This is a genomic window from Nonomuraea solani, assembly GCF_900108335.1.
Lineage (GTDB): Bacteria > Actinomycetota > Actinomycetes > Streptosporangiales > Streptosporangiaceae > Nonomuraea > Nonomuraea solani.
Genome location: NZ_FNVT01000018.1, coordinates 29,466 through 53,295 on the forward strand (window position 1 = coordinate 29,466; position 23,830 = coordinate 53,295).

A 23,830-nucleotide genomic window follows, 5' to 3' on the forward strand; every position below is an offset into this window, starting at 1 on the left:
GGTGGAGGTCGCGCTGAAGATCCTGCTCGGCCTGTACATTCTGCAGGCCCTGATCAAGTTCGTCAGCCTGTTCGCCGTGCCGTACCCGACCCGCATCAAGCGCATCGCCGCCGTGCACGCGGGCGGCGGCTTCCTGCGTTGGTTCGACGACATCCTGCTGGTGCTCATGATCGTCCTGGTCGCCCTGCTGGCCGCCGTCGGCCTGGAACACCTCAGCTTTACCACCGGCCTGCTGGTCGGCCTCACGCTGACCCAGGTGTTCTTCCACCGCTTCATCCGGCCGCTCGCGCCCGGCCGCGTACCTCCGCCGCCCCTCACGCCGATCAAGACCATGTCCTACGCCATCCAGGCCCATCCCCGGCTGGCCGGGCGCGACATCCTCCTGCAGGCCGCGCTGCTCATCTGGGCGCTATTCATGCTCATCGCCCAGCCATGAAGGAGCACCTGATGGGCAGCGCGGGGGCTCCGGTCATCGAGGTGAGCGGCCTGACCAAGCGCTACAGCGACGTCGTGGCCGTTCACGACGTCGACCTGAGCGTGCGGGCGGGCCAGATCTACGCCCTGCTCGGACTCAACGGCGCCGGCTGCTGGCCGAGCACGACGCCGACAGCCTGGACGCGCACCGGCGCCGCCACGTGAACGTTTTTACCCGCGATAACGTGACAGCCGACCGAGTCTCTCGCGCAGCCGACGCCGTACCCGATGCCGGCCGAGGCCGAACAAATGCGGACCCTGGGCGGCCCCCGGGGTTGCCGCCGATTCGGAGCAGGACCGTCGCAGAAGATCACCAGCCCAGCCCGGCCGGTAGACACTGAGCGATCTACAGCTTGCGGCCCGCGCAAGAGGGCCTCGGTGCCGACGTCGAGGTCGCTCTTGGCCATGAGCGTTTCGATGGTGGCATCGGTCCGCAGCCGTATGCGCCCGCCGAGGGAGGCGGGGCGCTGTGGCGGGCCCTGAACCGGTCCAGGTTCCTTGGAGGCCATCCTGTACGGGCTGCCGCCCTGCCCTCGCCGAGGGGTGCGATCAATGGGCGTCGGCACCCCTGAACGTGCCAAGATCTGTTATGGACGAGATCCGGGTTGATGTGGTCGATGGCATCTACGCCGGGTTGGATGCGGTGCTCACCTCACACGAGGGTGACCGGGTGCTGGTCCAAGTCAGCGTCTTCGGCCGACGGACCGTGGTGGAGCTGCACCCCAGCCAGGTACGCATCGCCGGGGCCACCTCGGGGCCGCAGGTCGTGGACGTCGTCACCGACACGCATGCGGCACTGCGCGACCGGATCGCCGTCGAGCACGACCGGCTCGCCGAGACGGAAACGTTCGCATTCTTCCTTGACCGCCTCGACGCACCCGAGTCCGATCTGGCCGCCGAGTGGGACGCCTACGTCGTTCATCGCGACAAGGCTCGAGCGCGGGCCGAGGCACGCAAGCTGACCGCGCTGGAGCGGTATGGCCGCGAGCTCGCCGAGCGTGCGGTCGACGAGGCCCGCCGGGTGATCGACGCCGACCCCGCATACTGGCTGCCGGGTCGCCCAGCCGCCGCCGAACAGCGGGAACGGGCCCCCGAGCCCGACGCCGAGCAGCGCCTGCTCGCCGCCATCTTCGGAGAAGTGGGCGTGGAGGCGGAAGAGGAGGCTTCGCCGTTCGACCGGGCCGGCGAACGTCTCGAACGGGCGCGGATGGCTGCTGAGGACCGGGACTACGAGCGGTGGGAGGCCGGCCGGTCCGAGGAGGAGCGCCGGGCCGGCCCCTCGCGCGGCAACCCGAGCCGGTACGCCTACGCGCGAGCGGCCCGTACCGGTGTCGGCCTGCCCCAGGAGCGCAGCGTCGAACTGGCGATCCGTTCCGCGACCGGGATCAGCGACGGCCCGATCCCGCCGGACGCGCTCGAGGCGGTGGACGGGCTCCGGCTCGACCTGTACCGGCCGGCCGACCTGTCCCCGCTCGCGCAACTGCCGAACCTGCGGTGGCTGGCGGTGCATTCGACCGCCCCGATCGACGTGGTAGTCCTCGCCTCAGCCCTCGCCCCGGCGCGGAGCCTGCGCGAACTGACGGTCGAGGCTCCGATCGACGACATCGGCCCGCTCGCCCGCCTGACCCAGGTCACCTCCCTCACGTTGGACGGCACCCTGGTCACCGACATCTCGCCCGTGGCCGCCGCGACGCACCTGCGTGATCTGTCCATGTGCGATGGCCCGCTCGAGGACCTCACCCCGCTGGCCGGGCTCCAGCTGCGCCGGTTGTTCGTGCACCGGACCCGGGTACATGACCTGTCCCCGCTCGCCGGCATGGCGACACTGCAGGTGCTGGGGCTGGTCGCCTGCCCCGCGCAGGATCTGTCGGTGGTCACCGAGCTGCCCGGGCTGCACTTCGTCAGCCTCGGGCGTACGGGGATCGCCGATCTCGGCGACCTCCCGGAGCGGGTGCCCGGGGTCACCTTCGAAGGCGTCGGCGAACTGGCTCCGGCGCCGTCCGACGCCAGTGCACCGGCGGCCGCGGCGAGTCCCTTGGCTGATGAGCTGGCGGGCGCGCTCGCCGCCCAATTTCACGCCGCCGAGGACGATTGGGTCCGGAAGGGACGGCTTGCGCGGGCGATGCTCGCTGGGCGCCGTCTCGACCTGGTTCAGCCGATCGTCGAGGATGGCACGACGGTGACCGGGCTCTTCCTGCACGACGGCATCGGCGACGTGCCGTTCCCGAACAATCCGTGGGGTATCCCGGCCGATGGCGGGCTCGCCGCCGCGCTCACGCGGGTCTGGGCTCCGGTCGCCGAGCTCGCGCCGCGGTTTGTCGCTGCCGTCCGCGACCGTACCCTCGCCTTGGCCCTGCTCTCGCAGGACGACGGCACGGCGGCGCTCGGCTACTTCGCCTGGCACCGGGACGACGACGGCAGCGGACGGCTCATCCCTGCACCGGACGGTCTTGACAGGTTCGCCGACCCGGCCATCGACTATTACCTGTCCATCGTGATCGGCGCCGCACCGCACTACGCCGACCCAGCCGCCAGGGTGCCGCTACTGGCTGGGCCGGTGCCACGACCGATCCGTGACTTTTGGGCGATCCACCACCACCTGAAGCCGGCTCTCGGCGATGGCGTCGGCGGCGCGCTGACCATGAACACCCTGGAGTTCTTCGACGGCGACAGCTGGAGCGTGGCAGCCAAGCGGCTCGGCGGGCTGCCGCCGGACCGGTTCGTCCACTCTGTAGGCCGTGCCGACTACGACGATTACGTCCTTGACCTCGACGTGCTGGACGGGGACGGCAATCCCACGGTCGCTGCCTGGGCATTCAAGGGGTGGGAGATCAGCGGCCACAGGCAGTTCTGGGATTGGCTGGACGGCATCGGCACCGACCTCGTCTTCGGCCCGTGACGCGGGCCGGGCAAGACCTCGCAAGCGCGCCGTGTCACGCAGGCGAAGGCGCAGACGGGGTGCCGGGCGTGCGCCCGAGCGTGGCGGCCTCGGCGTCCATGTTGTCTGGCAACTTCGCGAGTGGTGGAGGTCGGTACGGTGGATCCGGTCCTCGCCCCACCACGGCGAGGAGATCGGCGAGCTGACCGCCGCGCCGGTTCGCGCGTTCCTGGCCGGGCTCGCCGAGTTGTCGCCGGCCGGCCGCAAGCGTAAGCGCGCCGCGATCGCCTCCTTCGCCACGTGGGCCGTCCGCCACGACCTTCTGGCCGCCAACCCGATGGACCGCATCATGACGGAGGGCCTGCCGTCCGCTCCCGTCAAGGTGCCCAAGAACCTGCCCCGCCCCGCCGGCGCGGCCGACGTCGCCAAGGTCCTGGCGGTGATCTGGGGTCCTGGTCATATCCGGCTGGAAATTCCCGCTAAGCACTGAGGCGCCGGTCAGCGGGGCTCATCCCTGGTAGTCCAGCCATGTCTGGTGATGAGCTTGGACAGCGCGTTGCGGAGCTGCGTGCCACCGGCTGCCTGAGCATCGTCTTGGGCTCAGGATCGGTGAAATCGGTCAGGTAGATCTCGTGGTGCAGCCCGTTGCGCACCAGACCGTGCTCGTCCATGTAGGCGTCCATCACGTCGAGCGACGCCTTCTCTTCGCTGTAGGGCCCCTCGTGGAGCAACTCCACGCATTCGCCCTCGGTGAAGGTGACAACCTGGACGCGGTCGACGGCCGCGCCGGATGCGCGTGCCTGCTCACGCGCCGCTTCGGCCACCCCCGGCTCGGGTACGTCAGGCAGCGGCAGCAGCAGATGCCACCGCCACTGATCGCGCGGCACCTCCAGCGGCGGCCGAGAGGTGTCCTCCACCCACCAACGGCCCTCCAGAGGGCCGGCCGGGCCGCCCATGACGGAGGCCACGGCGTACAGGGCGCCGATGGCCGAGACGTGCTCGGCGCCGCCGGGCTCGCCCATGCCGGTGACGTTGAGGCAGGTGACGGGGTCGCAGTGGACCAATTGCGGTGTCATAGCTCCTCCAAAGGAATCATCAGGTGGGTGATCAGCCGATCGGGCGGGGTGGTTGCCGGGTCGGACACATACACCTCGCGGATCGGACCGCGGACGGGACAGCGACGCTCAGCACACCAGGACAGCAGCGCATGCGCGGTCAGCCCGATCTGGCCGTACGGGCCGACGTGAGTGGCGCTGGCGAACCGGCCGCCTGGCAGCACGTCGAGCTGTGCCCCCGCTACCGGCTCCTCGCTGACCAGAGCGACGGAGACGGTGACGGGCTCGCCGAGGTCGAGCGGGAACAGGCCGATGAGCTCGGGAGCGGCGGCCGACGACGCAGCCCGCAGCCTGGCGATGACATCCGAGGTGGCCCGGCCGACGTCTGACGGGTCTGCCGCCGTGGCGGTGGCCACCGCCACGCGCCGCGCCGGTTCTGTGACCACCGTGACGGGAGCGGACGGCAGGCCCTCCGTCATGACGCGCTCCAGGGCGGCCAGCGTCGATCGGCGCCTGGCCAGCTCGGCTTCCAGCCGCTCGTGCACCCCTTCCAGGACACCGGGCGTATCGGAGAGCACCTGCGCGATGACGGTGAGCGGGACGTCGAGCGAGCGCAGCAGCCCGATCGACAGCGCGTCGCGCGCCTGCTCGTGCCGGTAGTAGCGGTAGCCGGTGTGCTCGTCCACGTACGCGGGCACCAGCAGTCCGAGCTCGGCGTAATGCCGCAGCTGCTTGATGCTCAGCCGACCGAGCCTGGCGAACCGCCCGATCGGCAACAGCTCCTCGTCCATGCCCCCAGCATGGGGTCTCCCAATGTGGGAGAGTCCAGTCGAGCTCCGGGCGTTGATCGATCTTTCCCGATGCCTCGTCAACGAACCTGGCGGCGGTCAGGGCATCGCGCTGGCCATCGAGGGTCTCAGCGCGGGTGGACACGTGTCCGTAGCCGATCCAGGTCGCTACGGTGCGCCTGTTCGGGTCGGTGATTCCGAGCGACAGCCTGACCCACTGCCCGCTGCCGCCAGTACGGCATCCGGATCCGGGACGTGGCGAACTGGACGGCAACCACGGAGTTGCCCGGCCGCAGCCACCCGATCCTGGCGGTGTCGGCGGTGGGCCGAACCATGGTCAGGACGGTGCGCGGGTCTGGACATTTGCGCCAGGCGATCATGCAGATGGCCTGCTCAGACCGCGCCACCAGACGGACAGTCAGGGATCCATCTGCGCCTCTCCCGGATGGCCATATCTCGTGCTCAGGGCAGGCCCATCAGTTCCGTCGGGAGGTCTGCTGCAGTGCTTTGAAGCTTTCCAGCCAGAAGCCCCGCCCCGACAGCGCGGACGAGGCGCGCGGCTTGACCGTGTACGGCGCGAACACGCTGTTGAGCAGCCACGGGTCCTTGTCCGGCCCGAAATTGGTGACCATCGGCTTGTCCTGCTTGAACCCGTACGTGGCCACCGCCAGCCGCCCGGTGCCCCGGTACAGTTTCATCTGGTCGCGCAGGAAGCCGGACTGGCTCTTGAACCAGGGGCTGGACGTCAGGAAGGCGTCCCACTTCTTCTCGGTGAACGGCTCGTCGATGGCGGCCTTGATGACCTGCCAGACCTGAGTGCCGGCGGCGAAACCGTACCGCCTGGCGAACCCGGCCGGGATCTTGTCCCGCAGGTGCTGCTTCCAGTACCGGACGAGGGAGAACTCGGTGACCAGGAACGTCTGCTCGGGACGCATCTTCGGCAGGATGAAGTCCAGGAACGGCTGGGCGCTCTGGGGCGAGGGGAGGTGCGGGTGGATGTCCACGCCCTCGATGTCCGGCGTCTCGCGGACGAAGGTCATCCAGCGTACGGCGGCCGGTGAGCGCCAGTCGGCCTGGTCGAGCCGGTTGAGCGCGCCCATGTAGAGCGCGGTGCCGCAGCCGGTGCCGCACCGCTTGCGCCGGTAGTCGATGACATGCCGGGCGACGGCCTCGTAGAAGGCGTTGAGGCGCTGGTCGCGTTCGGCGGGCAGGCTTTCGATGAAGGGCTCGTTGCCGATCGTGAGGATGTCCACCTTGCCCATCACCGTGGGCAGGACCTTGTCCAGCCGGGCCAGTTCCGCGGCCAGCTTCGCGCTGCCGGGCGCGGGGAAGGAGGCGTTGTTGTAGGGGAACTTCAGGCTGAGGATGGTCTGGTGGCCGCGCCCGGACGCCTCGTTGAGGGTGCGGATGGCGATGTGCCCGCCGGGGTCGCCCTGGTCGGTGGCGGGCATCGGGAAGAATCCGCGTACCCACTCGGCTCCGGCCTCGCGCAGTTCGGCGTAGTCCAGGTCGTCGATGTTCTGGTTGAAGTTGGCGCCCAGGGCGCCGTGCGCGCGGTCGGGTTTGCGGTCGGTCGCGAGTCCTGCCTGGGCGGACGCGGAGGTGGAAGTGGCCGTTGAGACGGCGATCACCGCGGTCAAGGAGATGATCGACAGTCGGCGTAGCATGCGCTCTGCTCCCTGCGTGAAGGTCGGGGATGCTGTTACAGCGTTCTTGATCGGGCGAGCCCATGTTTGCGCTAACTTGATGAAACTGTCAATGTCGGCCGCCCGCCAGGGAGCACGTGGATCCGAGCGCGTGGCCACCGACAATGACGCTTGCGTGCTGCCCGTACGACACCTCACCTCCCGGTTGATGGAGCCGGTCGAGCCTTGACGGGTACGGCACGGCGCACCGTCACGATGGTGAGGCCGGCCATCGCGAGCATCGTCGGCTTGGCGAACAGCGCGCTGAGCAGAGTGAGCCCGACGACCGAGTCGATCGCGTAGAGGGCGCACAGCGGTACGAGGTGGCTCACCCACAGCGCGGTCCAGGCGGCCGTCAGGCGGCGGTGGCGATGCCGGGCCGCCGGATCGCCGGCCGTGCGCGCGGGTTCCAGCCCGGTCCTGCGGCACACCGGCTCGGTGATGGGGCGTCCGATGACCAGGGAACCTGCGCACACCACGAGGCCGGCGGCGTTGATGACGAGCTCGGGGAAATAGAACGCGCGCCCTTCGCCGAAGGCGATGGCACTCACGCTGTGGAAGGCCACGATCGAGGTCGACACCGTGACGACGAGCAACGGGTCACCGCGATGACGACGGACCAGGGCGACCACCAGCGCGACCACCAGCGCGACGACCGCCCCCCACTCGGGACCCCAGCGTGATTCGGCCGCCAGGAAGGCCGCCGGCGCGGCGACCGCGTCGACGATGTGCCGCCCGACGTCGGCCGCCCGCCGAGGTGGGACGCGTATCGGTTCGTTGCCTTCGCCGGGCAATGCTTCCTCCTGCCGTCGTCGGGTGGCCGGGACGGCCGTCGCGTCATCGACGCCGTACAGCCGCGGCACAATAATGATTGACACATCAACTCTGATAAAGCAATCATCTATGCGAGAGCCAGGCTTTCACAAGCGAAAGGAGCCGGCGATGACGACCACCGTGACGCTGACCGGCACCGGCGTTCCGTTCCCGAGCGCGGACCGGGCGGGCCCGGGCGTACTGGTGAGCCACGAAGATGTCCATCTGCAGATCGATGCCGGCCGGTCCACGCTGATGCGCCTGGCCCAGACCGGGATCAACCCGCACCAACTGTCGGCCCTGCTGCTCACCCACCTGCACAGCGACCACGTCAGCGACGTCGCCGACCTGGCCCACACCCGCTGGGTTCAAGACCACCTGCACGGCACCGGCCCTCTCCCGGTGGTGGCGGCCGACGGCCACGCCCCCGCCTTCGTCCAGCGAGTGCTGGCCGCGAACGCGTACGACGTGGAGGTGCGGATGCGGCACGTGCAGGACGGCCCGCCCCAGGTGACCGGTCACTGGTTTCAGCTCCCGGACGTCCCGGCCGAGGTCTGGCGCAGTCCCTGTGGCCGCGTCGCCGTCGAGGCCGTCCGCGTACGCCACGAGCCGGTCGAACAGGCCGTCGGCTACCGGATCACGACCCCCGACGGGGTGATCGTCGTGTCCGGCGACACCCGGGTCTGCGACGAGATCGCTGCCTTGTCCGCCGGCGCCGACATCGTGGTCCACGAGGCGTGCCGGAGTACGGCGCTCGCGGAGTTCGCCCGGAACACGCCCTTCGAGACGATCTTCAGCTACCACGCCGACACCGTGGCGCTGGGCGAGATGGCCAAGCACGTCGGCGTACCCCACCTCGTGCTCACCCATCTCATTCCCGAGCCGACGACGCCGGACCAGGTCGCCGCGTACGAGGCCGACGTGCGCCGCGGCGGGTTCGCCGGGCGGATATCGGTCGGCCACGACCTCATGACGCTCACCCTTCCCCCGGAGACGATCCCAGGTGATCAACAATGATCGAAATCGAAATCCCAGGCGCGGTCGCCCAGGCCGATGTGCATCAAGGGCTGCACAGTGAGCTCGGCGCACTGCGCGGGGAACACCCGGGCCGCGCCCGCAACCCGGTGATCAAGGTGGTCGAGCTCGGCTGGCTGGAGTTCGTGAAACCCGACCTCGACCGTGCCGAACGCTTCGCACGCGACTTCGGGTTCGTCGTCCACGAGCGCACACCGGACCGGCTCAGCCTGCGCGGAACCTTCTCGGCCCTGCCGTGCCTGGTCATCCGCCGCGGCCGTGACGCCCGCTTCGCCGGCACGACGTTCCTGGCGGAATCGGTCACCGACGTGCGCCGGCTGGCCCGCTGGGCCGGAGCGAACGTCCTGCCGCTCGGCAGCGGCCAAGCCGTCCAGCTCACGGATCCGAGCGGGATCACGGTACGTGTCGTCGCCGGCCTGGACCGGCCGGCCGCCCTGACGGAACGCGACCCGCTGGAACTCAACTTCGGCACGAAACCGACGCGGTTCAACACCCCCCAGCGGACCCCGCCTGCCGCGGCACACGTGCAGCGCCTCGGGCACATCGTGCTGGAGACGACGAGATTTCAGCGCGCCCTGTCGTGGTACCTCGAGGCACTCGGCCTGATCGTCAGCGACTTCCTCTACCTCGACGACCTCCGCGACCGCGGACCCACGATGGCGTTCATGCGCTGCGACCTCGGCTCGGTACCGACGGACCACCACACGCTCGCCATGCACCTGGGGCCACGCGTCGGATACGTGCACTCGGCCTACCAGGTCACCGACCTGGACGCCGTGGCAGCGGGCGGACAGCACCTCGCCGACCAGGGCTACCGGCGCGTGTGGGGCATCGGCCGGCACATCCAGGGCAGCCAGATCTTCGACTACTGGCGCGACCCCGACCAGATGATGGTCGAACACTACGCCGACGGCGACCTCTTCGACGCCTCCCTCACCCCGGGCTGGGCACCCATGAGCGCCAGCGGACTCGCCCAATGGGGACCACCCGTCTCCCGCGACTTCCTCGGAGGCACACCCCGCCCCGGCACGGTCGCGGCCCTGCTCAAGGCGCTGGGCGACAAGACCAACGAAATCGACAAAGACGTACTGAAGGCACTGGCGAAAGCGATGGCGGCATGAGCACGAACGTGGCACGCACCGGCGACGGCTGGTGGACCGAACACGACGGCCGGCTCACCCGGATCACGACCGACGCGACGACCACCGCCGACCTCCTCGCCGACCGGTCACCGATAGAGAAGGCCGCCGGCACACCCGATCCCGACGGGCCCAGACTCCAGGACGTCAGCCTGCTGTCCCCGGTCACCGTACCGGCCCGGGTGGTCGCCCAGATGGTCAACTACCGCAGCCACGCCCACGACTCCGGATTCGACCCCCGCTCGGTGCTTCCCACCTTCTTCCGCAAGGCATCGGGTTCGGTCTGCGGGCCGAACGACGCCATCCGATGCCCCGACCACGTCGGATTCCTCGACTACGAGATCGAGCTCGGCCTGGTCATCGGGCGCCGAATCGACGTCGGCACCGTGGTGACCGACGACGACCTCACCGACGTGGTCGCGGGCATCGCCGTCACCAACGACGTCAGCGCCCGCGACATCCAGCTCACCCGCACGCAGTTCTACGAAGCGAAGTCCTACCCCACCTTCACCCCCGTCGGCCCGTACCTCACCCTGCTCGACGGCGACGAGCTCGCCACCCTCGAACGACTGCGGCTGACCTTGAGCGTCAACGGCGAGATCCGCCAGGACAGCACCGTAGCGGACATGATCGTCAAACCCGCCCGCGCGCTCACCCTGCTCGCCCGCTTCCAAGCGCTCGATGCCGGTGACCTGCTACTCACCGGCACGCCGGGCGGCACCGCCCTCAAGGCACCCGGCCCGATACTGGAGAAGATCGGCGCCCTCCTCCCACCGGCGGTGAAGTGGAAGGCCTTCTTCAAACGCCAGGCCGACAACCCCCACTATCTCAAGGACGGCGACGTGATCGCCGCGACCATCACCGACCCCCTGACCGGCATCGATCTCGGCCGGCAGACGAACATCGTGCGCGGCCCGGCGCGCAGGACCGCACTGTGAGCCCGGCCGGCCTCCCGCCGCTCACCGGGCCGGCCGATCTCCACGCCATCGAGCGCGAGCCACTGTCCGGCCGCGACCTCGCCCTCACCACCTACGACCTGCTCGTACGCGCCGCACAGCGATGGCCGAACGAACCATGCTCCCTGTGGATCCCCGACACGGCCGCCATCGAGAACCACGTGAGGGTCACGTTCGGCGCACTGCTCGAACGCGTGCACGCGATCGCCCACGCCCTGCACACAGTGGGCATCGACCGCCACGACGCGGTCACCCTGATGGCGCCCAACTGCGGCGATCTCCTCGCCGCCACCCTGGCAGCCGAGGCCATCGGCATCGCCGCCCCCGTCAACTCCGCGCTCGACCTGCGTCACGTCGCCCACATCATCCGCCTCACCGGCTCCCGCGTGCTGATCACCGCCGGCCCCGAACTCGACGAGGAACTCTGGAAACGACTCCTCGACGGCGCCGCCGCCCTCGGAATCGAGACCCTTGTCGCCCTGTCACCCGACGGCCACGACCACCGCAGGGCACCCGAACTGGAGAAACGGCCAGGACTGCGCACCCTACGGCTCGACGACCTCGTGAACGGCGACAAGCCCGCCCCCGCGGCCCTGCCCACCGCACCGCCGGCGCCCGACGACCTCGCGGCCTTCTTCCACACCGGCGGCACCACCGGCACCCCCAAGGTGGCCGCCCACACCCACCGCAACCAGGCGGTAATGGCATGGAGCCTCACCCTGGCAGGCGGCGCCACCGCAGGACAGAGCATTGTCGCCGGCCTGCCGCTCTTCCACGTCAACGCACTTCTGGTGACCGCACTGGCGCCAATGGTGACGGGAGCCCGGTCGATCTGGCCGAGCCCCCGCGGCTACCGCGACCCGAAGCTCTACACCTCGTTCTGGCGGCTTGTCGAGCACTACCGGCCGCGCGCCATGTCGGCGGTGCCGACCGTCTACGCGCTCCTCGCCGCCATACCGGTCGACGCCGACATCAGCTCCCTGAAAACTCCGATAGTCGGCGCCGCGCCACTACCGGACAGCGTACGGCGGGCATTCACCGAGGCCACCGGGCTCGAACTGCTGGAAGGCTACGGGCTCACCGAGGGCACGTGCGCGTCATCGGCGACCCTTCCCGGTGACGCACACCCCGGTTCGGCCGGACAACGGCTGCCCTACCAGACGGTGGCGGCCGCCGTCGTCGACGAGACGAACGGCCGAGTACGACCGCTGCCCCCGGGCGAGACCGGCGAACTGGTGATCAGCGGACCCACCGTGTTCGCGGGATATCTGCGGCGCGACGGTGACCACCGACGGGTCTCCGACAGCGACATCGTCATCGACGGCTGGCTGCGCACCGGCGACCTGGGATTCGTGCTCAACGAGCGGATCCACCTGCGCGGCCGGCAGAAGGACCTGATCATCCGCGGCGGCCACAACATCGACCCCGCCATCATCGAAGACGTCCTGCTCCGCCACCCCGCCGTGAGCGCCGCCGCAGCCGTCGGCCGGCCCGACCGTACATCCGGCGAAGTGCCGGTGGCCTTCGTCGCACTCTCAGCCACCGACATCACCGCGCAAGAGCTGATGGCATGGGCGGACGAGCACATCAGCGAACCGGCAGCGCGCCCCAAAACGATCACCGTGCTCGACTCGATCCCGCTCACCGAGATCGGCAAACCCTTCAAACCCGCCCTGCGCGCCCAAGCCGCGACCGGACACCTCCGTGACGAGCTCACCGAACGCGGCATCGACACCGTCAACATCGACATCGCCCACGACGCAGGCCGGCTGGTCGCACACCTGACCGGCGACGGCAAGCTCGGCGAAGCCGCAGCCATCCTACGGGGATACGACATCGACATCCGTACCGAAACGAAAGCAAAGGAGCCAGGACGGTGACACCGGCGAAAACCGACACCGAAGCCCTGGATGTCATCGTGATCGGTGGCGGCCCCACCGGCCTGACGGCGGCGACCCTGCTGGGCCGCCGCGACCTCCGCGTCGCCGTCGTCGAACGCCATCACGACGTCTACCCGCTGCCACGGGCCGTCCACCTCGACGACGAGGTCTACCGAATCCTCCACGAGCTGGGCATCGGCCACGAATTCGCCACCCGCACCCGCCCCGCGTCCGGCCTCCGGCTCCTCGACCGACACCACCGAGAACTGGCCACCTTCACCCGCGAGCGAGCGACGGCCACAGGTCTCCCGCAGGCCAACATGTTCGACCAGCCCGACCTTGAACGCCTGATGCGCGACAACCTCACCAGCCTGCCCACCGTGAAACTTCTCGGCGGCCACGAACTGCTGCACCTCCACACCGGCCGCGCCACATCGGTGACCGTCCACATACGCCGCCCCGACGGCGCCGAGGCCAGCCTGCGCGCGCCCTACGTGATCGGCTGCGACGGAGCCAACAGCACGGTCCGCCACCGGCTCGGCCTCACCAGCGACGACCTCGGATTCGACCAGCGCTGGCTCATCGCCGACATCCGCTGCGACCTCGACCTCGACACATGGGACGGCGTACACCAAGTCTGCGACCCCCACCGGGCCGGCACCTACATGCGCATCGGACCCAACCGCTACCGCTGGGAATTCCAACTCCTCAACGACGAGACCTCCGCCGACTTCGAAGACATCCCAGCCCTACGCCGGCTGATCGGACCATGGGTCCGCACAATCCCGGACGAACGACTGACCATGATCAAATGCACGGAGTACACCTTCCGCGCCCGCATCGCGCGACAATGGCGCGCGAACCGCGTCTTCCTCGCCGGAGACGCCGCCCATGTCACGCCCCCGTTCATCGGCCAGGGCATGTGCGCCGGCCTACGTGACGCACACAACCTCGCGTGGAAAATAGCGGCCGCGCTGCGCGGACACGCCAAACCCGGACTCCTCGACTCCTACGAAGCCGAACGCAAACCCCACGCGACAGCGATGATCAAACGAGCCAAGGCCATGGGCCAAGTAATGACAGGCGGCGGCCACCTCGCCACACTCGCACGCCACCGACTCGTGCCAAAACTCGCACGCTCCCGGCTCCTGAGCCGAATCCTGCTCGACAGCCGCACTCCGCCCCTCAAACCCGGCCCCCGAATACAGCGGCACACCCCCCACACCGTACGCGGCACACTCCTCCCCCTTGTCCACCTGCCCGGCCCACACGACGAACCCATCCTGATCGACCAAGTGCTGGGCGATCGCACAATGATCGTCGCGCTCCCCCACGTCGACCTCGCGACCGTACCCGACGCGCTGCCATCGACATGGCTGACCATCGACCCCGAAGGCAACAAGGGCGAGCGACTCCTCGCCCGCTGGCTCCGAGACGCGGGCGTGGGCTGGGTCCAAGTCGACCCCGACCGCGTAATCAGCGCAGCCGGACCGGCAGGCATGCATTGAAGCCCACACGACGACGCGCACGGCGAACCGATGAATGAGCCACAGGCCCTTCCAGGTACGATCATCGCCATGTCTCAACAGCCACCATCGCGCGGAGAGCGGCGCAAGCTGCGCACACGCATGGCGCTGATCGAGGCTGCGCAGGAGATCTACGCCGAGCGCGGTGACCTCGACGTCAGCATCCAACAGATCACTGAGGCGGCTGACGTCGGCTTCGGATCGTTCTCCAACCATTTCTCATCCAAGGCGGAACTCCTCGACGCGGCGATCGCCCAGGCACTCGAGTCACACGCCGCCTGGCTGGAAAACATGCTCTCGAACGTCGCCGACCCGGCCGAGGTCTTCGCAACGTCAATGAGGCTCACCGGCAGACTGATCCGCACACGCCCCAGAATCGCACGGGTCCTGATGAGTGGCAGGGGCGCGCTGCTCGCCGCGTCCTACGGCCACGCGCCCCGCGCCCGCAGGGACATCGAGGCGGCGGTCGCCGCCGGCCGCTTCAAGACGGAGGACATCGGCGTGGCGCTCGCCTGCACGGCGGGAAGCCTGATCGCGACAATGCACCTGTGCGGCGTCGACCCGAAGACGTCTGTCGACCATGTCGCCGATCAGACCGTGCTCAACATGCTGCGCATGTTCGGCATGGAAGACGCCGAGGCACACCGGATCGTGACGCTCCCGCTTCCCCCTGACGAAGGGCCGGTCACGGCGATCTGAGGTCGGTCGCAGCATCGGGCGGCACACATGTGCCTTCGCACCTCGGCAGCCTGATCCGCCAGCAGGAAGAAATTTTCAACCCTTCCGGCTCTACATCCATGCGACGATTTGGCAGTTGACTCTTCCCCCCAGACCTGATCCCCATGAGACAGCTTGGGACCTGTGCAAAGACCCGAGCTGGTCCTTTCAGATGGACGGGCGTAGCCCGTGCCTTGTTCGAGCTGATGGTGGGCCCCCCTTCGACCCCGAGAGCCGCCGGGTGATCTGCTCGACCAACGCCCGCCTCCGCCTGCCGCCTCAGTACTGTGACTTCGCATGACCGACACCGAGATCGAGATCACCGCCGACCTGGTCCGCGACCTGCTGCAGGAGCAACATCCAGATCTTGCGGGGCTGGCCATCCGCGAGGTGGCGGGTGGCTGGGGCAACCAAATGTGGCGCCTCGGGGACGAGTTGGCCGTGCGCATGCAGCGCATGGACTCCACCCCGGAGCTCCAGCTCAAGGAGCGGCGATGGCTACCCGTTCTGGCCCCGCGCCTGCCGCTCCCGGTGCCGACCCCGGTGCGGTTCGGCGAACCGTCCGAGCAATTCCCCAAGCACTGGACCGTGATGACCTGGGTTCCCGGCGAGCCATTGGACCACGGCTCGATCAGCCGCGGCGCCCACGCGGCCGACACGCTGGCGGGCTTCCTCAGGGCGCTCCATGTGAAGGCGCCCGCCGACGCCCCGGCCAGTTCGGACTTCGGCGCTCACCCCAAGAGGTGTACGGGCGGCTTCGAGCAGTTCTTGCAGGCCATTGACCGCGACGCCGTCGGCGATGTCCGCGCCGTCCGGGCCGTCTGGGACGATGCCGTCGCGGCCCCCGAGTGGGAGGGCCCGCCGGTGTGGGTGCACGGTGACCTCCATCCCGCGAATGTCGTCGTCTCGGACGGGAGGCTCTCGGGCGTGATCGATTTCGGTGCCTTGTTCGCCGGCGATCCGGCGTGGGACCTCGGCGCGGCGTGGGTGCTGCTCCCCGCGGGCGCGGCCGCACGGTTCTTCGACGCGTACGCGCACGCGGACGAGGCGGCGATCCGGCGCGCCCGCGGGCTGGCCACTATGAAGAGCCTCTTCCTGATGCTCATGGGGCAGAACGGAGATCGCGGCCTTCCCGGCGGCAAGCCGAACTGGGGACCTGCAGGCCGGGCGGCACTTGATCGTGTTCTGGAGGGCATTTGATGCACACGTGAAGGTGTTCGGCCATGCGGCAGCCCACCTTCGTGAGGTTCGTCGATCACCGCGCGTGGTGGGAATGCCAAGGTCCGCGGCCTGTGGCCCTGATCGAGCTGGCGGAGCTTCTCGTCATCGCCAGCCAGGCTGACCTGGAGTCCTTCAACCTCGCCGAACCATCCTTCGCGTTCGGCCTCGGCAATGCGGGCGATGAGGAGGAAGAGCACGCCGAGCTCGCTTGATAGGCGCCTGACACGACTCGCCGCCCTCAGGTAGCTCCGGACGCTATCGCGCGGGCGGGACGGCTGCCAGGTTCAGCACGCGCATGGTGTCCTTCCCGCTTTCCCAGTGGGCGACGGTGCTGGAGTCGACGGCCATCCAACGGCTGGCTTGCTCAGCGTTCATAGGCGAAAGAACGGCCCACAAATTGCGATGATATAGGCCATTTGAGCTATCATCGCTAGATGGCGATTGATTCTGATGGTGGCCGGTGTGTCAGCGCCGACATCGCGGCCGGCATCTCCCCGGCGGCGGCGCTGTTCCACTCCCTGGCCGACGAGACCCGGCTCCGTATCGTGCAACGGCTCGCGCGCGGCGAGGCCCGGGTGGTGGACCTCACCGCGGAGCTGGGCCTGGCCCAGTCCACGGTGTCCAAGCATCTGGCCTGTCTGCGCGACTGCGATCTGGTCGACTACCGCGCCGAAGGCCGGCAGTCGTTCTACTCCTTGACCCGGCCCGAGCTGATGGATCTGCTGGCCTCGGCCGAGCACCTGCTGGCCGCCACCGGCCACGCCGTGGTGTTGTGCCCTGTCCACGTCACCCAGCAGGGCTCGGCTGAGGCGCAGGGTATGTCATGACCTCGCTGAACCTGCCCGCTCCGGACCGGCGGGCCTTACTGCGGCGCCGCATCCGGTTGCTGGTCGCGGCCACCATCACTTACAACGTGATCGAGGCGGCCGTGGCCATCACCGCCGGCACCATCGCCTCCTCCGCGGCGCTGATCGGCTTCGGTCTCGACTCCATCGTCGAGGTGGCCTCGGCCGCCGCGGTCGCCTGGCAGTTCTCCGCCGCCGATCACGAAGGCCGAGAGAAGACCGCGCTTCGAGTCATCGCGATCTCATTCTTCGCGCTGGCCGCCTACGTCACTTTCGACGCCGTACGCGCCCTGCTCGGCGCCGTCGAAGCCGAGCACTCCACTCCCGGCCTGATCCTGGCCGCCCTCTCGCTCGTGATCATGCCGTTTCTGTCGTACGCCCAGCGCCACGCAGGCCGCGAGCTCGGCTCCGCCTCCGCCGTCGCCGACTCCAAGCAGACCCTGCTGTGCACCTACCTGTCCGGCGTACTGCTCGTTGGGCTGGCGCTCAACAGCCTGTTCGGCTGGTCCTGGGCCGACCCGATCGCCGCCCTGGTCATCGCCGCCGTCGCGGTCAAGGAAGGCCGGGAAGCCTGGCGCGGGGACGCCTGCTGCCCGCACCCGCTCGCCCCCGCCGGTGAGGCGGACGAGATCGCCGCGGCGAGCGAGGAGGGCTGCGCCGACGGCTGCTGCCAAAGCGACACCCCCGCCACCACCGTCAGCATCGACACGACGATCAGGAGGCGCGATGATCGGCCGGATGCCTGAGCGGGTGCGCGCCGCCTACCAGGCCGAGATGCGCGCCGCCCGCACCGCCACCCAGGCGCAGGCCCGCTGGCGGCACCTGGAACTCGCCCACATCCTGTCCCAGCCCTGGCCATGGCCGCACACGGCCAACCACCTCGCCATGTTGGCCCTCGCCGTCCGACAGCGCGACCGCCGCGAAGCGTTCGGCCAGGTCCTGCGCATTATCGTCGCGGCACCGGGCTCGGCGCTGGGCCGCTACCCCGAAGGCAACACCGGCCGCGCCCGCGTCGGCATCACCCTGCCCATGCCCGTCCCCGACGACCTGGCCGCCGTGCTGCAGGCCGCCTGACCCTCACTCCCGCAAGCGCAAGGAGCATGTCAGTCCTGCTCCCCCGGCGCCCGTTCGTCGTGGATCAACCGGATGATCGCCTGGCTCATCCGGGCGTAGTCGTGGTCGTTGACCAGCTCGCCGCGGAGGCTGAAGTCGTTCATCACCGCGATCCGGTCGGCGAGGGTGACGATCTCCGGCAGGTCCGAGGAGATCAGCAGCAGCGCCAGCCCGGCTCCGGCCAGTTCGGCGATCAGCTCGTGGAAGGCCGCCTTGGTGCGTACGTCGATGCCGACGGTCGGCTCGTCCACGATGAGGATCTCGCATTCGGCGGCGAGCCACTTCGCGAGGCTGACCTTCTGCTGGTTGCCGCCGGAGAGCTGGCCCGCGAGCTGGGACGGTGCGGAGATTCGGATGCCCAGCCGGTCGACGTACCGGGTCAGCAGGCGGCGCTCCGCCCGGTCGGTCACCAGCCCGGCCCTGGCCAGTCGTCGCCACACCGTGACGGCGACATTGCGGGCCACCGGCTGGTCCAGGAACAGGCCCTCTTCCTTGCGGTTCTCGCTCACGTAGCCGATGCGGTGGCCGCGGAGCGCGTCGCCGACACCGCGGATGCGCACCGGACGGCCGCGTACCTCCATCGTTCCCGACGTGATCCGGTCGAGCCCGACGAGCGCCTTGGCGAGTTCGCTGCGGCCGGCCCCGACCAGGCCGTACAGTCCGAGGATCTCCCCCGGCCGCACGGACAGCGAGATATCGCGGTGGCCCCGCGCGGTGCACAGCCCGTCCAGCCGCAGGAGCGGCGGCGTCGCCGGGTCGACGTGCCGCTCGGCGAGGCGGACCGAGGAGTAGGCCCGCCCGACCATGAGGTCGACGATCTGGTCCTGCGTGTGGCCGGCGAGCGGCTCGGCCTCCGCCACGCTGCGCCCGTCGCGCAGCACGGTGACCGTGTCCGCGATCGCGAACACCTCCTCCAGCTTGTGGCTGACGAGCACGACGGCGTGTCCGTTGTCGCGCAGCCTGCGCACGATGCCGTAGAGCCGGTCGGCCTCGTCCGCGGTGAGCGACGCGGTCGGCTCGTCGAGCAGCAGCACCTTGCTGTCGACGCTCAGCGCCTTGGCGATCTCGACCAGTTGCGCCTGCGCCACGGAGAGCCGGGAGACCGGGGTGTCCGGGTCGAGGTCCAGGTCGAGGAGGCCGAGGCAGCGGCGGGCCTCGGCGCGCATCCGCGCCCGGTCGACGAGTCCGAAGCGCCGCGGCAGGTGGTGCAGCAGGATGTTCTCGGCGATGGAGAAGCCGGGGATGAGGTTGCGCTCCTGGTGCACGACGCCGATGCCCGCCCGCTGGGCGTCGAGCGGCCCGTTCAGGTGCAGGTCGGTGCCGCCGAGTGCGACCCGCCCGCCGTCCGGCCGGTGCACTCCGGTCAGGATCTTGATGAGCGTGCTCTTGCCCGCGCCGTTCTCGCCCAGCAGGGCGTGCACGCTGCCCGCGGCGAGCCGCAGGCCGGCCCCGTCCAGCGCGCGGACTCCCGGGAACGTCTTCACCAGGTTCTCGGCGGTGAGCATCACGACGGCCCTTTCGACAGCTTCTGGCGTACGGTGCCCAGCAGCACCGCACCGAGGACGACCGCGCCGACGATCAGGTCGATCCAGCGCGGGTTGATGCCGAACTGCGCCTGCATGACGTCCACCAGCCGGATCAGGAACGCCGCGAGGCAGGTGCCGGCGACGCTGACGACTCCGCCCGCTAGCGCCACCCCGCCGATGATGGGCGCGGCGAAGCTCGGCAGCAGCAGGTCGTCACCGATGCTGGAGTTGACGGAGCCGGAGGCGGCGACCGTGATGACGGCGGCGACCCCGGCGAGCAGGCCGCTGAGCCCGTGCGCGATGACGATCGACCGGTCGTTGGAGACGCCCGAGAGCCGTGCGGCGAACGGGCTGCCGCCGGTCGCCAGCAACTGCCGGCCCGCGACCGCGCGGCCGAAGAACAGGGCCACCAGGGCGGCCACCACCAGGGCGAGGATGAGGACGACCGGCAGTCCGAGCACCGAGGCGGCGCCCAGGTCACGCAGCCCCGGCGAGTATCCCTGGAAGGTGTCGGGGCCGTTGACCCCGTACCGCAGCCCTTCGATGATCGTCATGGTGGCGAGGGTCACGATGAAGCCGTTGATCCGGGTGAACACGACGAGCAGCCCATTGACCAGACCGGCGGCGAGGCCGGCCCCGAGCGCGCCCAGCACGGCCAGCGGAGCGGGCAGACCGCCTTCGAGCATGAGCCAGGCCGCGACCATGGCGGACAGGCCCGTGAGCGTACCGACCGACAGGTTCATCTGGCCGACGGCCAGCACGACCATCTGGGACAGTCCGATGACGATCGGGACGGCGAGGAAGCGGAAAAACGCCTCCAGCGTGCCGCGGGAGAGCAGGTTGCCGTCCGTGGCGGCGGCGAGCGCGACGAAACCGGCGGCGGCGAGCACCGCGAGGGTGAACTCCGGCCGGGTGGTGACGTCCTTGGCGATGCCGGCGTTCATGCCCGCGCCCCCCTTCGTTCCGCGACGACGTGGCGCACCCGGTCGAGCGACAGCGCGCCGAGCAGCACCAGGCCGATGTAGAGATTGAGCTGGTCGAGCTGGAACTGCAGCAGGTTCAGGCCCTTGGAGATGACCTGGGTGAGCGTCGCGCCCAGCACCGTGCCGAGCACGCTGACGGCGCCGCCGGCCAGCAGCGTGCCGCCGAGGACCGGGCCGAGGAACGACGGCAGCAGGAACGCGTCGCCGATGCGCGCCGAGAAGGCGCCGTTGTTCGCGGCGAGCAGGAAGCCGGCCAGCCCGGCCAGCAGCCCGCTGAGCGCGTGGGCCTGTACCACCCGGTTCCGGACGGGGATGCCGGACAGCTCGGCCGCCTTCTCGTTGGCGCCGGTCATCAAGATCTCCCGGCCCAGCCTGCCGAAGCGGAACAGCAGTCCCACCGCCGCCACCGCGACGAGGGTGAGCGGAGCGACGAGAGGGATGTGCGGACCGCACACATCGCCCATGCAGTAGTCGGCAAAGGTGTCGTTGCGCAGCGCGTCCATGCCGGCGGGCCGGCTGGTGAAGGCGACGCCGTCGGTGAACGTGGTGTAGAGGATCGTGATGAGCCCCACCAGGGCGAAGTCCATCGCCAGGGTGACCACGAACGAGTTGACACCGGTACGCGAGATGATCAGCCCCGCCAGCGCGCCGAGCAACATGCCCACGATCAGCCCGATCACCAGGCCGGCCACCAGCGGCACGCCGAGCCGGTCGTAGGCGAGCCCCATGGCGAACGCGCTCATCGCCGCCATCCGGCCGACGGCCATGTTCATGTGCCCCAGCGACAGGACCGCGAGCTGGGCGAGGCCGACCACCGCGTACACGCTGATGTCCGCCTGCAGCGGCACGAGCGTGAGCGTGGTGTCCATGAACGCCGGCCGCAGCGCGGTGAAGAGCGCGACCAGGGCGATCAGCAGGATGAGCAGCCCGAGGCGCGGGTTCGCCCAGAGCGGTGTCGCCGTCCGTGCGCTCACCCCACTCTCCGATCGTCGATCGCGTCGCGGTCCCACTCGATGCCGAGGCCGGCGGACATCGGCGCCAGGGCGTGCCCGTCGACGACCTCGATCTCCCGCCGCGTGATCGCCCTGAGCTGGGGAATGTGCTCCAGGTAGCGGCTGTTGGGCACCGCGCAGCACAGGCTCACGTGCAGCTCCATGAGAAAGTGCGGGCAGACCGGCACGTTGTACGCCTCGGCCAGGTGCGCGACCTTGAGCCAGGGCGTGATGCCGCCGATGCGCGCCACATCCACCTGGACGATGCCGGCGGCCTGCCGGTGCAGATACTCGCGGAACTGCGCCACGGAGTAGAGCGACTCGCCGACCGCGATGGGGATCGAGGCGGCCGCGGCCAGTGCCTGGTGCCCGGCGATGTCATCGCCCGGCAGCGGCTCCTCGAACCAGTAGGGATCGGACGGTTCGAGCAGCCGGGCCCGCCTGACGGCCTCCGCGGGGGTGAGCGACTGGTTGGCGTCGAGCATCAGGTCGAAGCCGGGCCCGACCGCCGCACGGACCGCGGCCAGCCTCTCCGCGTCCTCCGCGGGCGAGCGGCCGATCTTGAGCTTGACGCCGGGCCAGCCCGCGGCCTGGCTCGCCTTGGCTCCGGAGATGAGTTCCTCGGTGGTGAGGTGCAGCCAGCCGCCTTCGGTGTCGTACAGCGGGATGCGGTCCTTCGCGCCGCCGGCGAGGACCCACAAGGGCTGGCCCGCGTCGCGGCAGCGCCAGTCCCACAGGGCCGTGTCCACGGCGGCGAGGGCCAGGGAGGTGATGGCGCCGACCGTGGTCGCCCGGGTCGCGGCGAACAGGTCGTGCCACACCGCCTCCACCCGGCGGGCGTCCGCGCCCGCCAGCCTGGGCAGCAGGTAGTCGCGCAGCAGGGCGAGCACGGCGGTGCCGCCGGTGCCGATCGTGTACGTGTAGCCGGTGCCGGTGCCGCCGTCGTCGGTCCGGATCTCGACGAAGACGGTCTCCTGCTTGACGAACGACTGGACGGCGTCCGTTCGGACGGTTTCGACCTCGAGGTCGACGAGATAGGCCTCGGCGTGGATGATCGCGGGCAAGGGGGTGACTCCTCCTGAGCTCGTGGGACTACTTGCAGGACAGGTACCGGCTGTCGAACGCCTTCCTCAGCTCGTCCGTCTTCGCCCGGCGGTCCGTGTCGTAGGTGTCGATGGCGTCCTTGGTCACGACGAAGGAACCGGAGTCGATGATCACTCCCGGCCGGCTCATGGTGCAGCCGCCCGCGAGCTTCATCAGCGCGTACGCCCCGACGGACGCCTGGCCGACCGGGTTCTGCAGCACGGTCGCGGCGACCGAGCCGTCCTTGAGGCCGGCGAGGATGGTCTTGTCGTCGTCGATCGCGACGACCTTGATCGGCAGCTTGGCGCGCTGGACGCCCTCCGCGGCGGCCACCGCGGGGTTGTACGCGGTGTTGACGATGCCCTGGATCTGGTCGCCCTTGGCGGCGAGCAGGTCGGCGACGGCCTTCTGCGCCGTCTGCAGGTCCTTGTCCACGTCGGTCACGGTCTGCAGGAGTTCGACCTTTCCGCCGCTCTCATCGACGGCCTGCCGCACCCCCTGGATGCGGCGCTGGGTGTTGGAATCCACCTTGTTGCCGGTCAGGTGCACGAGGGCGCCCTGACCGCCCATGGCCTCGATCGCGGCCTGCGCGGCCTTGTAGGCGGCCAGCCGCACGTCGGTGGACAGGCAGAAGTCCGCCTTGTCGACGTCGCCGGCCGGGCAGGATGCCAGCGAGGCGACCGGGAAGCCCTGCCGCTTGAGGTCCTCGAAGGTGGCGTTGATGTTCTCCGGGGAGACGCCGAAGACGCCGAAGGCGTTGTAGCCCTGCGCGGCGAGGGACTTCAGCACGTCGTTCTGCTTGGTCTGGTCCCAGTCGGAGGTCTCGTTGAAGGTGACGTCGCCGGCGCGGAGATCGTTCTTCGCCGTGGCGGCGGCGTCCTTCCACGGCTGGAAGTACGGATGCGCCCCGCCGGGGACCAGGGCGATTCTGACCTGGCCGGGCGTCCGGGCAGGCGCGCCGGCCGTGGTCGTGCCGTCGCTTTTCTTCGTGCACCCGGTAACGGCGAGCACCAAGGCGGCTGCCAGCCAGCCGAACCGGATCCATGATCGTTGATTCACGACCACACCTTTCACAGAATCGTAGATCCTATAGGATGTTTCATGGAGGTATAGTTCCTCCT

24 protein-coding genes are annotated in these 23,830 nt (G+C 69.6%); 15 read left to right on the forward strand and 9 right to left on the reverse strand.

The window, feature by feature from the left end; genetic code table 11:
* Position 1 precedes the first annotated feature (1 nt).
* The 4 genes from C4V41_RS43935 to C4V41_RS63410 all read left to right on the forward strand — a co-directional run bounded on the left by C4V41_RS43935 (position 2) and on the right by C4V41_RS63410 (position 3,842).
* On the forward strand, positions 2-436 hold the full coding sequence (locus C4V41_RS43935; RefSeq protein WP_103961985.1) for a hypothetical protein: 435 nt from the start codon (positions 2-4) through the stop codon (positions 434-436).
* Positions 433-639, forward strand: a complete 207-nt coding sequence (locus C4V41_RS43940) for a hypothetical protein (RefSeq protein WP_146104008.1) — start codon at positions 433-435, stop codon at positions 637-639. Before C4V41_RS43935 ends, C4V41_RS43940 begins: the two co-directional genes overlap by 4 nt.
* 424 nt (positions 640-1,063) lie before the next feature.
* Entirely contained in the window at positions 1,064-3,373 is a 2,310-nt protein-coding gene (locus C4V41_RS43945) for a KOW domain-containing RNA-binding protein (protein WP_103961987.1), read from the forward strand.
* A gap of 31 nt (positions 3,374-3,404) precedes the next feature.
* On the forward strand, positions 3,405-3,842 hold the full coding sequence (locus tag C4V41_RS63410) for a site-specific integrase (RefSeq protein ID WP_200824631.1): 438 nt from the start codon (positions 3,405-3,407) through the stop codon (positions 3,840-3,842).
* Here the strand turns inward: C4V41_RS63410 and C4V41_RS43955 are convergent.
* The 4 genes from C4V41_RS43955 to C4V41_RS43970 all read right to left on the reverse strand — a co-directional run bounded on the left by C4V41_RS43955 (position 3,832) and on the right by C4V41_RS43970 (position 7,758).
* Entirely contained in the window at positions 3,832-4,428 is a 597-nt protein-coding gene (locus C4V41_RS43955; RefSeq protein WP_103961988.1) for a GyrI-like domain-containing protein, read from the reverse strand. The genes C4V41_RS63410 and C4V41_RS43955 overlap by 11 nt on opposite strands.
* Positions 4,425-5,198, reverse strand: coding sequence for a MerR family transcriptional regulator (locus C4V41_RS43960; RefSeq protein ID WP_103961989.1), 774 nt, complete (start codon positions 5,196-5,198; stop codon positions 4,425-4,427). Before C4V41_RS43960 ends, C4V41_RS43955 begins: the two co-directional genes overlap by 4 nt.
* A 473-nt stretch (positions 5,199-5,671) precedes the next feature.
* Entirely contained in the window at positions 5,672-6,862 is a 1,191-nt protein-coding gene (locus C4V41_RS43965; protein ID WP_200824632.1) for a hypothetical protein, read from the reverse strand.
* Positions 6,863-7,035: 173 nt separating this feature from the next.
* Complete coding sequence (locus tag C4V41_RS43970) at positions 7,036-7,758, reverse strand: DUF3159 domain-containing protein (RefSeq protein ID WP_160150591.1); 723 nt, start codon at positions 7,756-7,758, stop codon at positions 7,036-7,038.
* Positions 7,759-7,822: 64 nt separating this feature from the next.
* Here C4V41_RS43970 and C4V41_RS43975 point away from each other — a divergent pair, with 64 nt between their 5' ends.
* From C4V41_RS43975 to C4V41_RS44025, 11 genes are all read left to right on the forward strand, one after another.
* Positions 7,823-8,710 carry an MBL fold metallo-hydrolase gene (locus tag C4V41_RS43975; RefSeq protein WP_160150592.1) on the forward strand — a complete coding sequence of 296 codons (888 nt, stop codon included), beginning with the start codon at positions 7,823-7,825 and terminating at the stop codon, positions 8,708-8,710.
* Entirely contained in the window at positions 8,707-9,849 is a 1,143-nt protein-coding gene (locus C4V41_RS43980; protein WP_103961991.1) for a VOC family protein, read from the forward strand. The genes C4V41_RS43975 and C4V41_RS43980 overlap by 4 nt, the downstream gene beginning before the upstream one ends.
* On the forward strand, positions 9,846-10,805 hold the full coding sequence (locus C4V41_RS43985) for a fumarylacetoacetate hydrolase family protein (protein ID WP_103961992.1): 960 nt from the start codon (positions 9,846-9,848) through the stop codon (positions 10,803-10,805). The genes C4V41_RS43980 and C4V41_RS43985 overlap by 4 nt, the downstream gene beginning before the upstream one ends.
* Positions 10,802-12,703 (forward strand): acyl-CoA synthetase, encoded by a 1,902-nt coding sequence (locus C4V41_RS43990; protein ID WP_103961993.1) that lies wholly within the window; start codon positions 10,802-10,804, stop codon positions 12,701-12,703. Before C4V41_RS43985 ends, C4V41_RS43990 begins: the two co-directional genes overlap by 4 nt.
* On the forward strand, positions 12,700-14,211 hold the full coding sequence (gene mhpA / locus C4V41_RS43995; protein ID WP_268808803.1) for a bifunctional 3-(3-hydroxy-phenyl)propionate/3-hydroxycinnamic acid hydroxylase MhpA: 1,512 nt from the start codon (positions 12,700-12,702) through the stop codon (positions 14,209-14,211). The genes C4V41_RS43990 and mhpA overlap by 4 nt, the downstream gene beginning before the upstream one ends.
* Before the next feature lie 120 nt (positions 14,212-14,331).
* Entirely contained in the window at positions 14,332-14,928 is a 597-nt protein-coding gene (locus C4V41_RS44000; RefSeq protein ID WP_200824633.1) for a TetR/AcrR family transcriptional regulator, read from the forward strand.
* Between the two features lie 315 nt (positions 14,929-15,243).
* The gene (locus C4V41_RS44005) at positions 15,244-16,146 is read left to right on the forward strand and encodes an aminoglycoside phosphotransferase family protein (protein WP_103961996.1); all 903 of its coding nucleotides are present in this window, start codon (positions 15,244-15,246) and stop codon (positions 16,144-16,146) included.
* 23 nt (positions 16,147-16,169) lie between these two features.
* Positions 16,170-16,379 (forward strand): hypothetical protein, encoded by a 210-nt coding sequence (locus C4V41_RS44010; RefSeq protein ID WP_103961997.1) that lies wholly within the window; start codon positions 16,170-16,172, stop codon positions 16,377-16,379.
* Positions 16,380-16,601: 222 nt separating this feature from the next.
* The gene (locus tag C4V41_RS44015) at positions 16,602-16,994 is read left to right on the forward strand and encodes an ArsR/SmtB family transcription factor (protein WP_103961998.1); all 393 of its coding nucleotides are present in this window, start codon (positions 16,602-16,604) and stop codon (positions 16,992-16,994) included.
* Positions 16,991-17,758, forward strand: coding sequence for a cation transporter (locus C4V41_RS44020; protein ID WP_103961999.1), 768 nt, complete (start codon positions 16,991-16,993; stop codon positions 17,756-17,758). The genes C4V41_RS44015 and C4V41_RS44020 overlap by 4 nt, the downstream gene beginning before the upstream one ends.
* Positions 17,751-18,086: a DUF3703 domain-containing protein gene (locus C4V41_RS44025; RefSeq protein ID WP_235030762.1), complete on the forward strand. Its 336-nt coding sequence runs from the start codon at positions 17,751-17,753 to the stop codon at positions 18,084-18,086. Before C4V41_RS44020 ends, C4V41_RS44025 begins: the two co-directional genes overlap by 8 nt.
* Positions 18,087-18,115: 29 nt before the next feature.
* Here C4V41_RS44025 and C4V41_RS44030 read toward each other — a convergent pair whose 3' ends face one another.
* The 5 genes from C4V41_RS44030 to C4V41_RS44050 are packed head-to-tail and all read right to left on the reverse strand — an operon-like array spanning position 18,116 to position 23,768.
* The gene (locus C4V41_RS44030) at positions 18,116-19,630 is read right to left on the reverse strand and encodes a sugar ABC transporter ATP-binding protein (RefSeq protein ID WP_103962187.1); all 1,515 of its coding nucleotides are present in this window, start codon (positions 19,628-19,630) and stop codon (positions 18,116-18,118) included.
* Positions 19,630-20,595, reverse strand: coding sequence for an ABC transporter permease (locus C4V41_RS44035; protein WP_103962000.1), 966 nt, complete (start codon positions 20,593-20,595; stop codon positions 19,630-19,632). Before C4V41_RS44035 ends, C4V41_RS44030 begins: the two co-directional genes overlap by 1 nt.
* Positions 20,592-21,608 carry an ABC transporter permease gene (locus C4V41_RS44040; RefSeq protein ID WP_200824636.1) on the reverse strand — a complete coding sequence of 339 codons (1,017 nt, stop codon included), beginning with the start codon at positions 21,606-21,608 and terminating at the stop codon, positions 20,592-20,594. Before C4V41_RS44040 ends, C4V41_RS44035 begins: the two co-directional genes overlap by 4 nt.
* The gene (locus C4V41_RS44045; protein ID WP_103962001.1) at positions 21,605-22,690 is read right to left on the reverse strand and encodes a mandelate racemase/muconate lactonizing enzyme family protein; all 1,086 of its coding nucleotides are present in this window, start codon (positions 22,688-22,690) and stop codon (positions 21,605-21,607) included. Before C4V41_RS44045 ends, C4V41_RS44040 begins: the two co-directional genes overlap by 4 nt.
* Positions 22,691-22,718: 28 nt before the next feature.
* Entirely contained in the window at positions 22,719-23,768 is a 1,050-nt protein-coding gene (locus tag C4V41_RS44050; RefSeq protein ID WP_200824637.1) for a sugar ABC transporter substrate-binding protein, read from the reverse strand.
* Positions 23,769-23,830 lie beyond the last annotated feature (62 nt).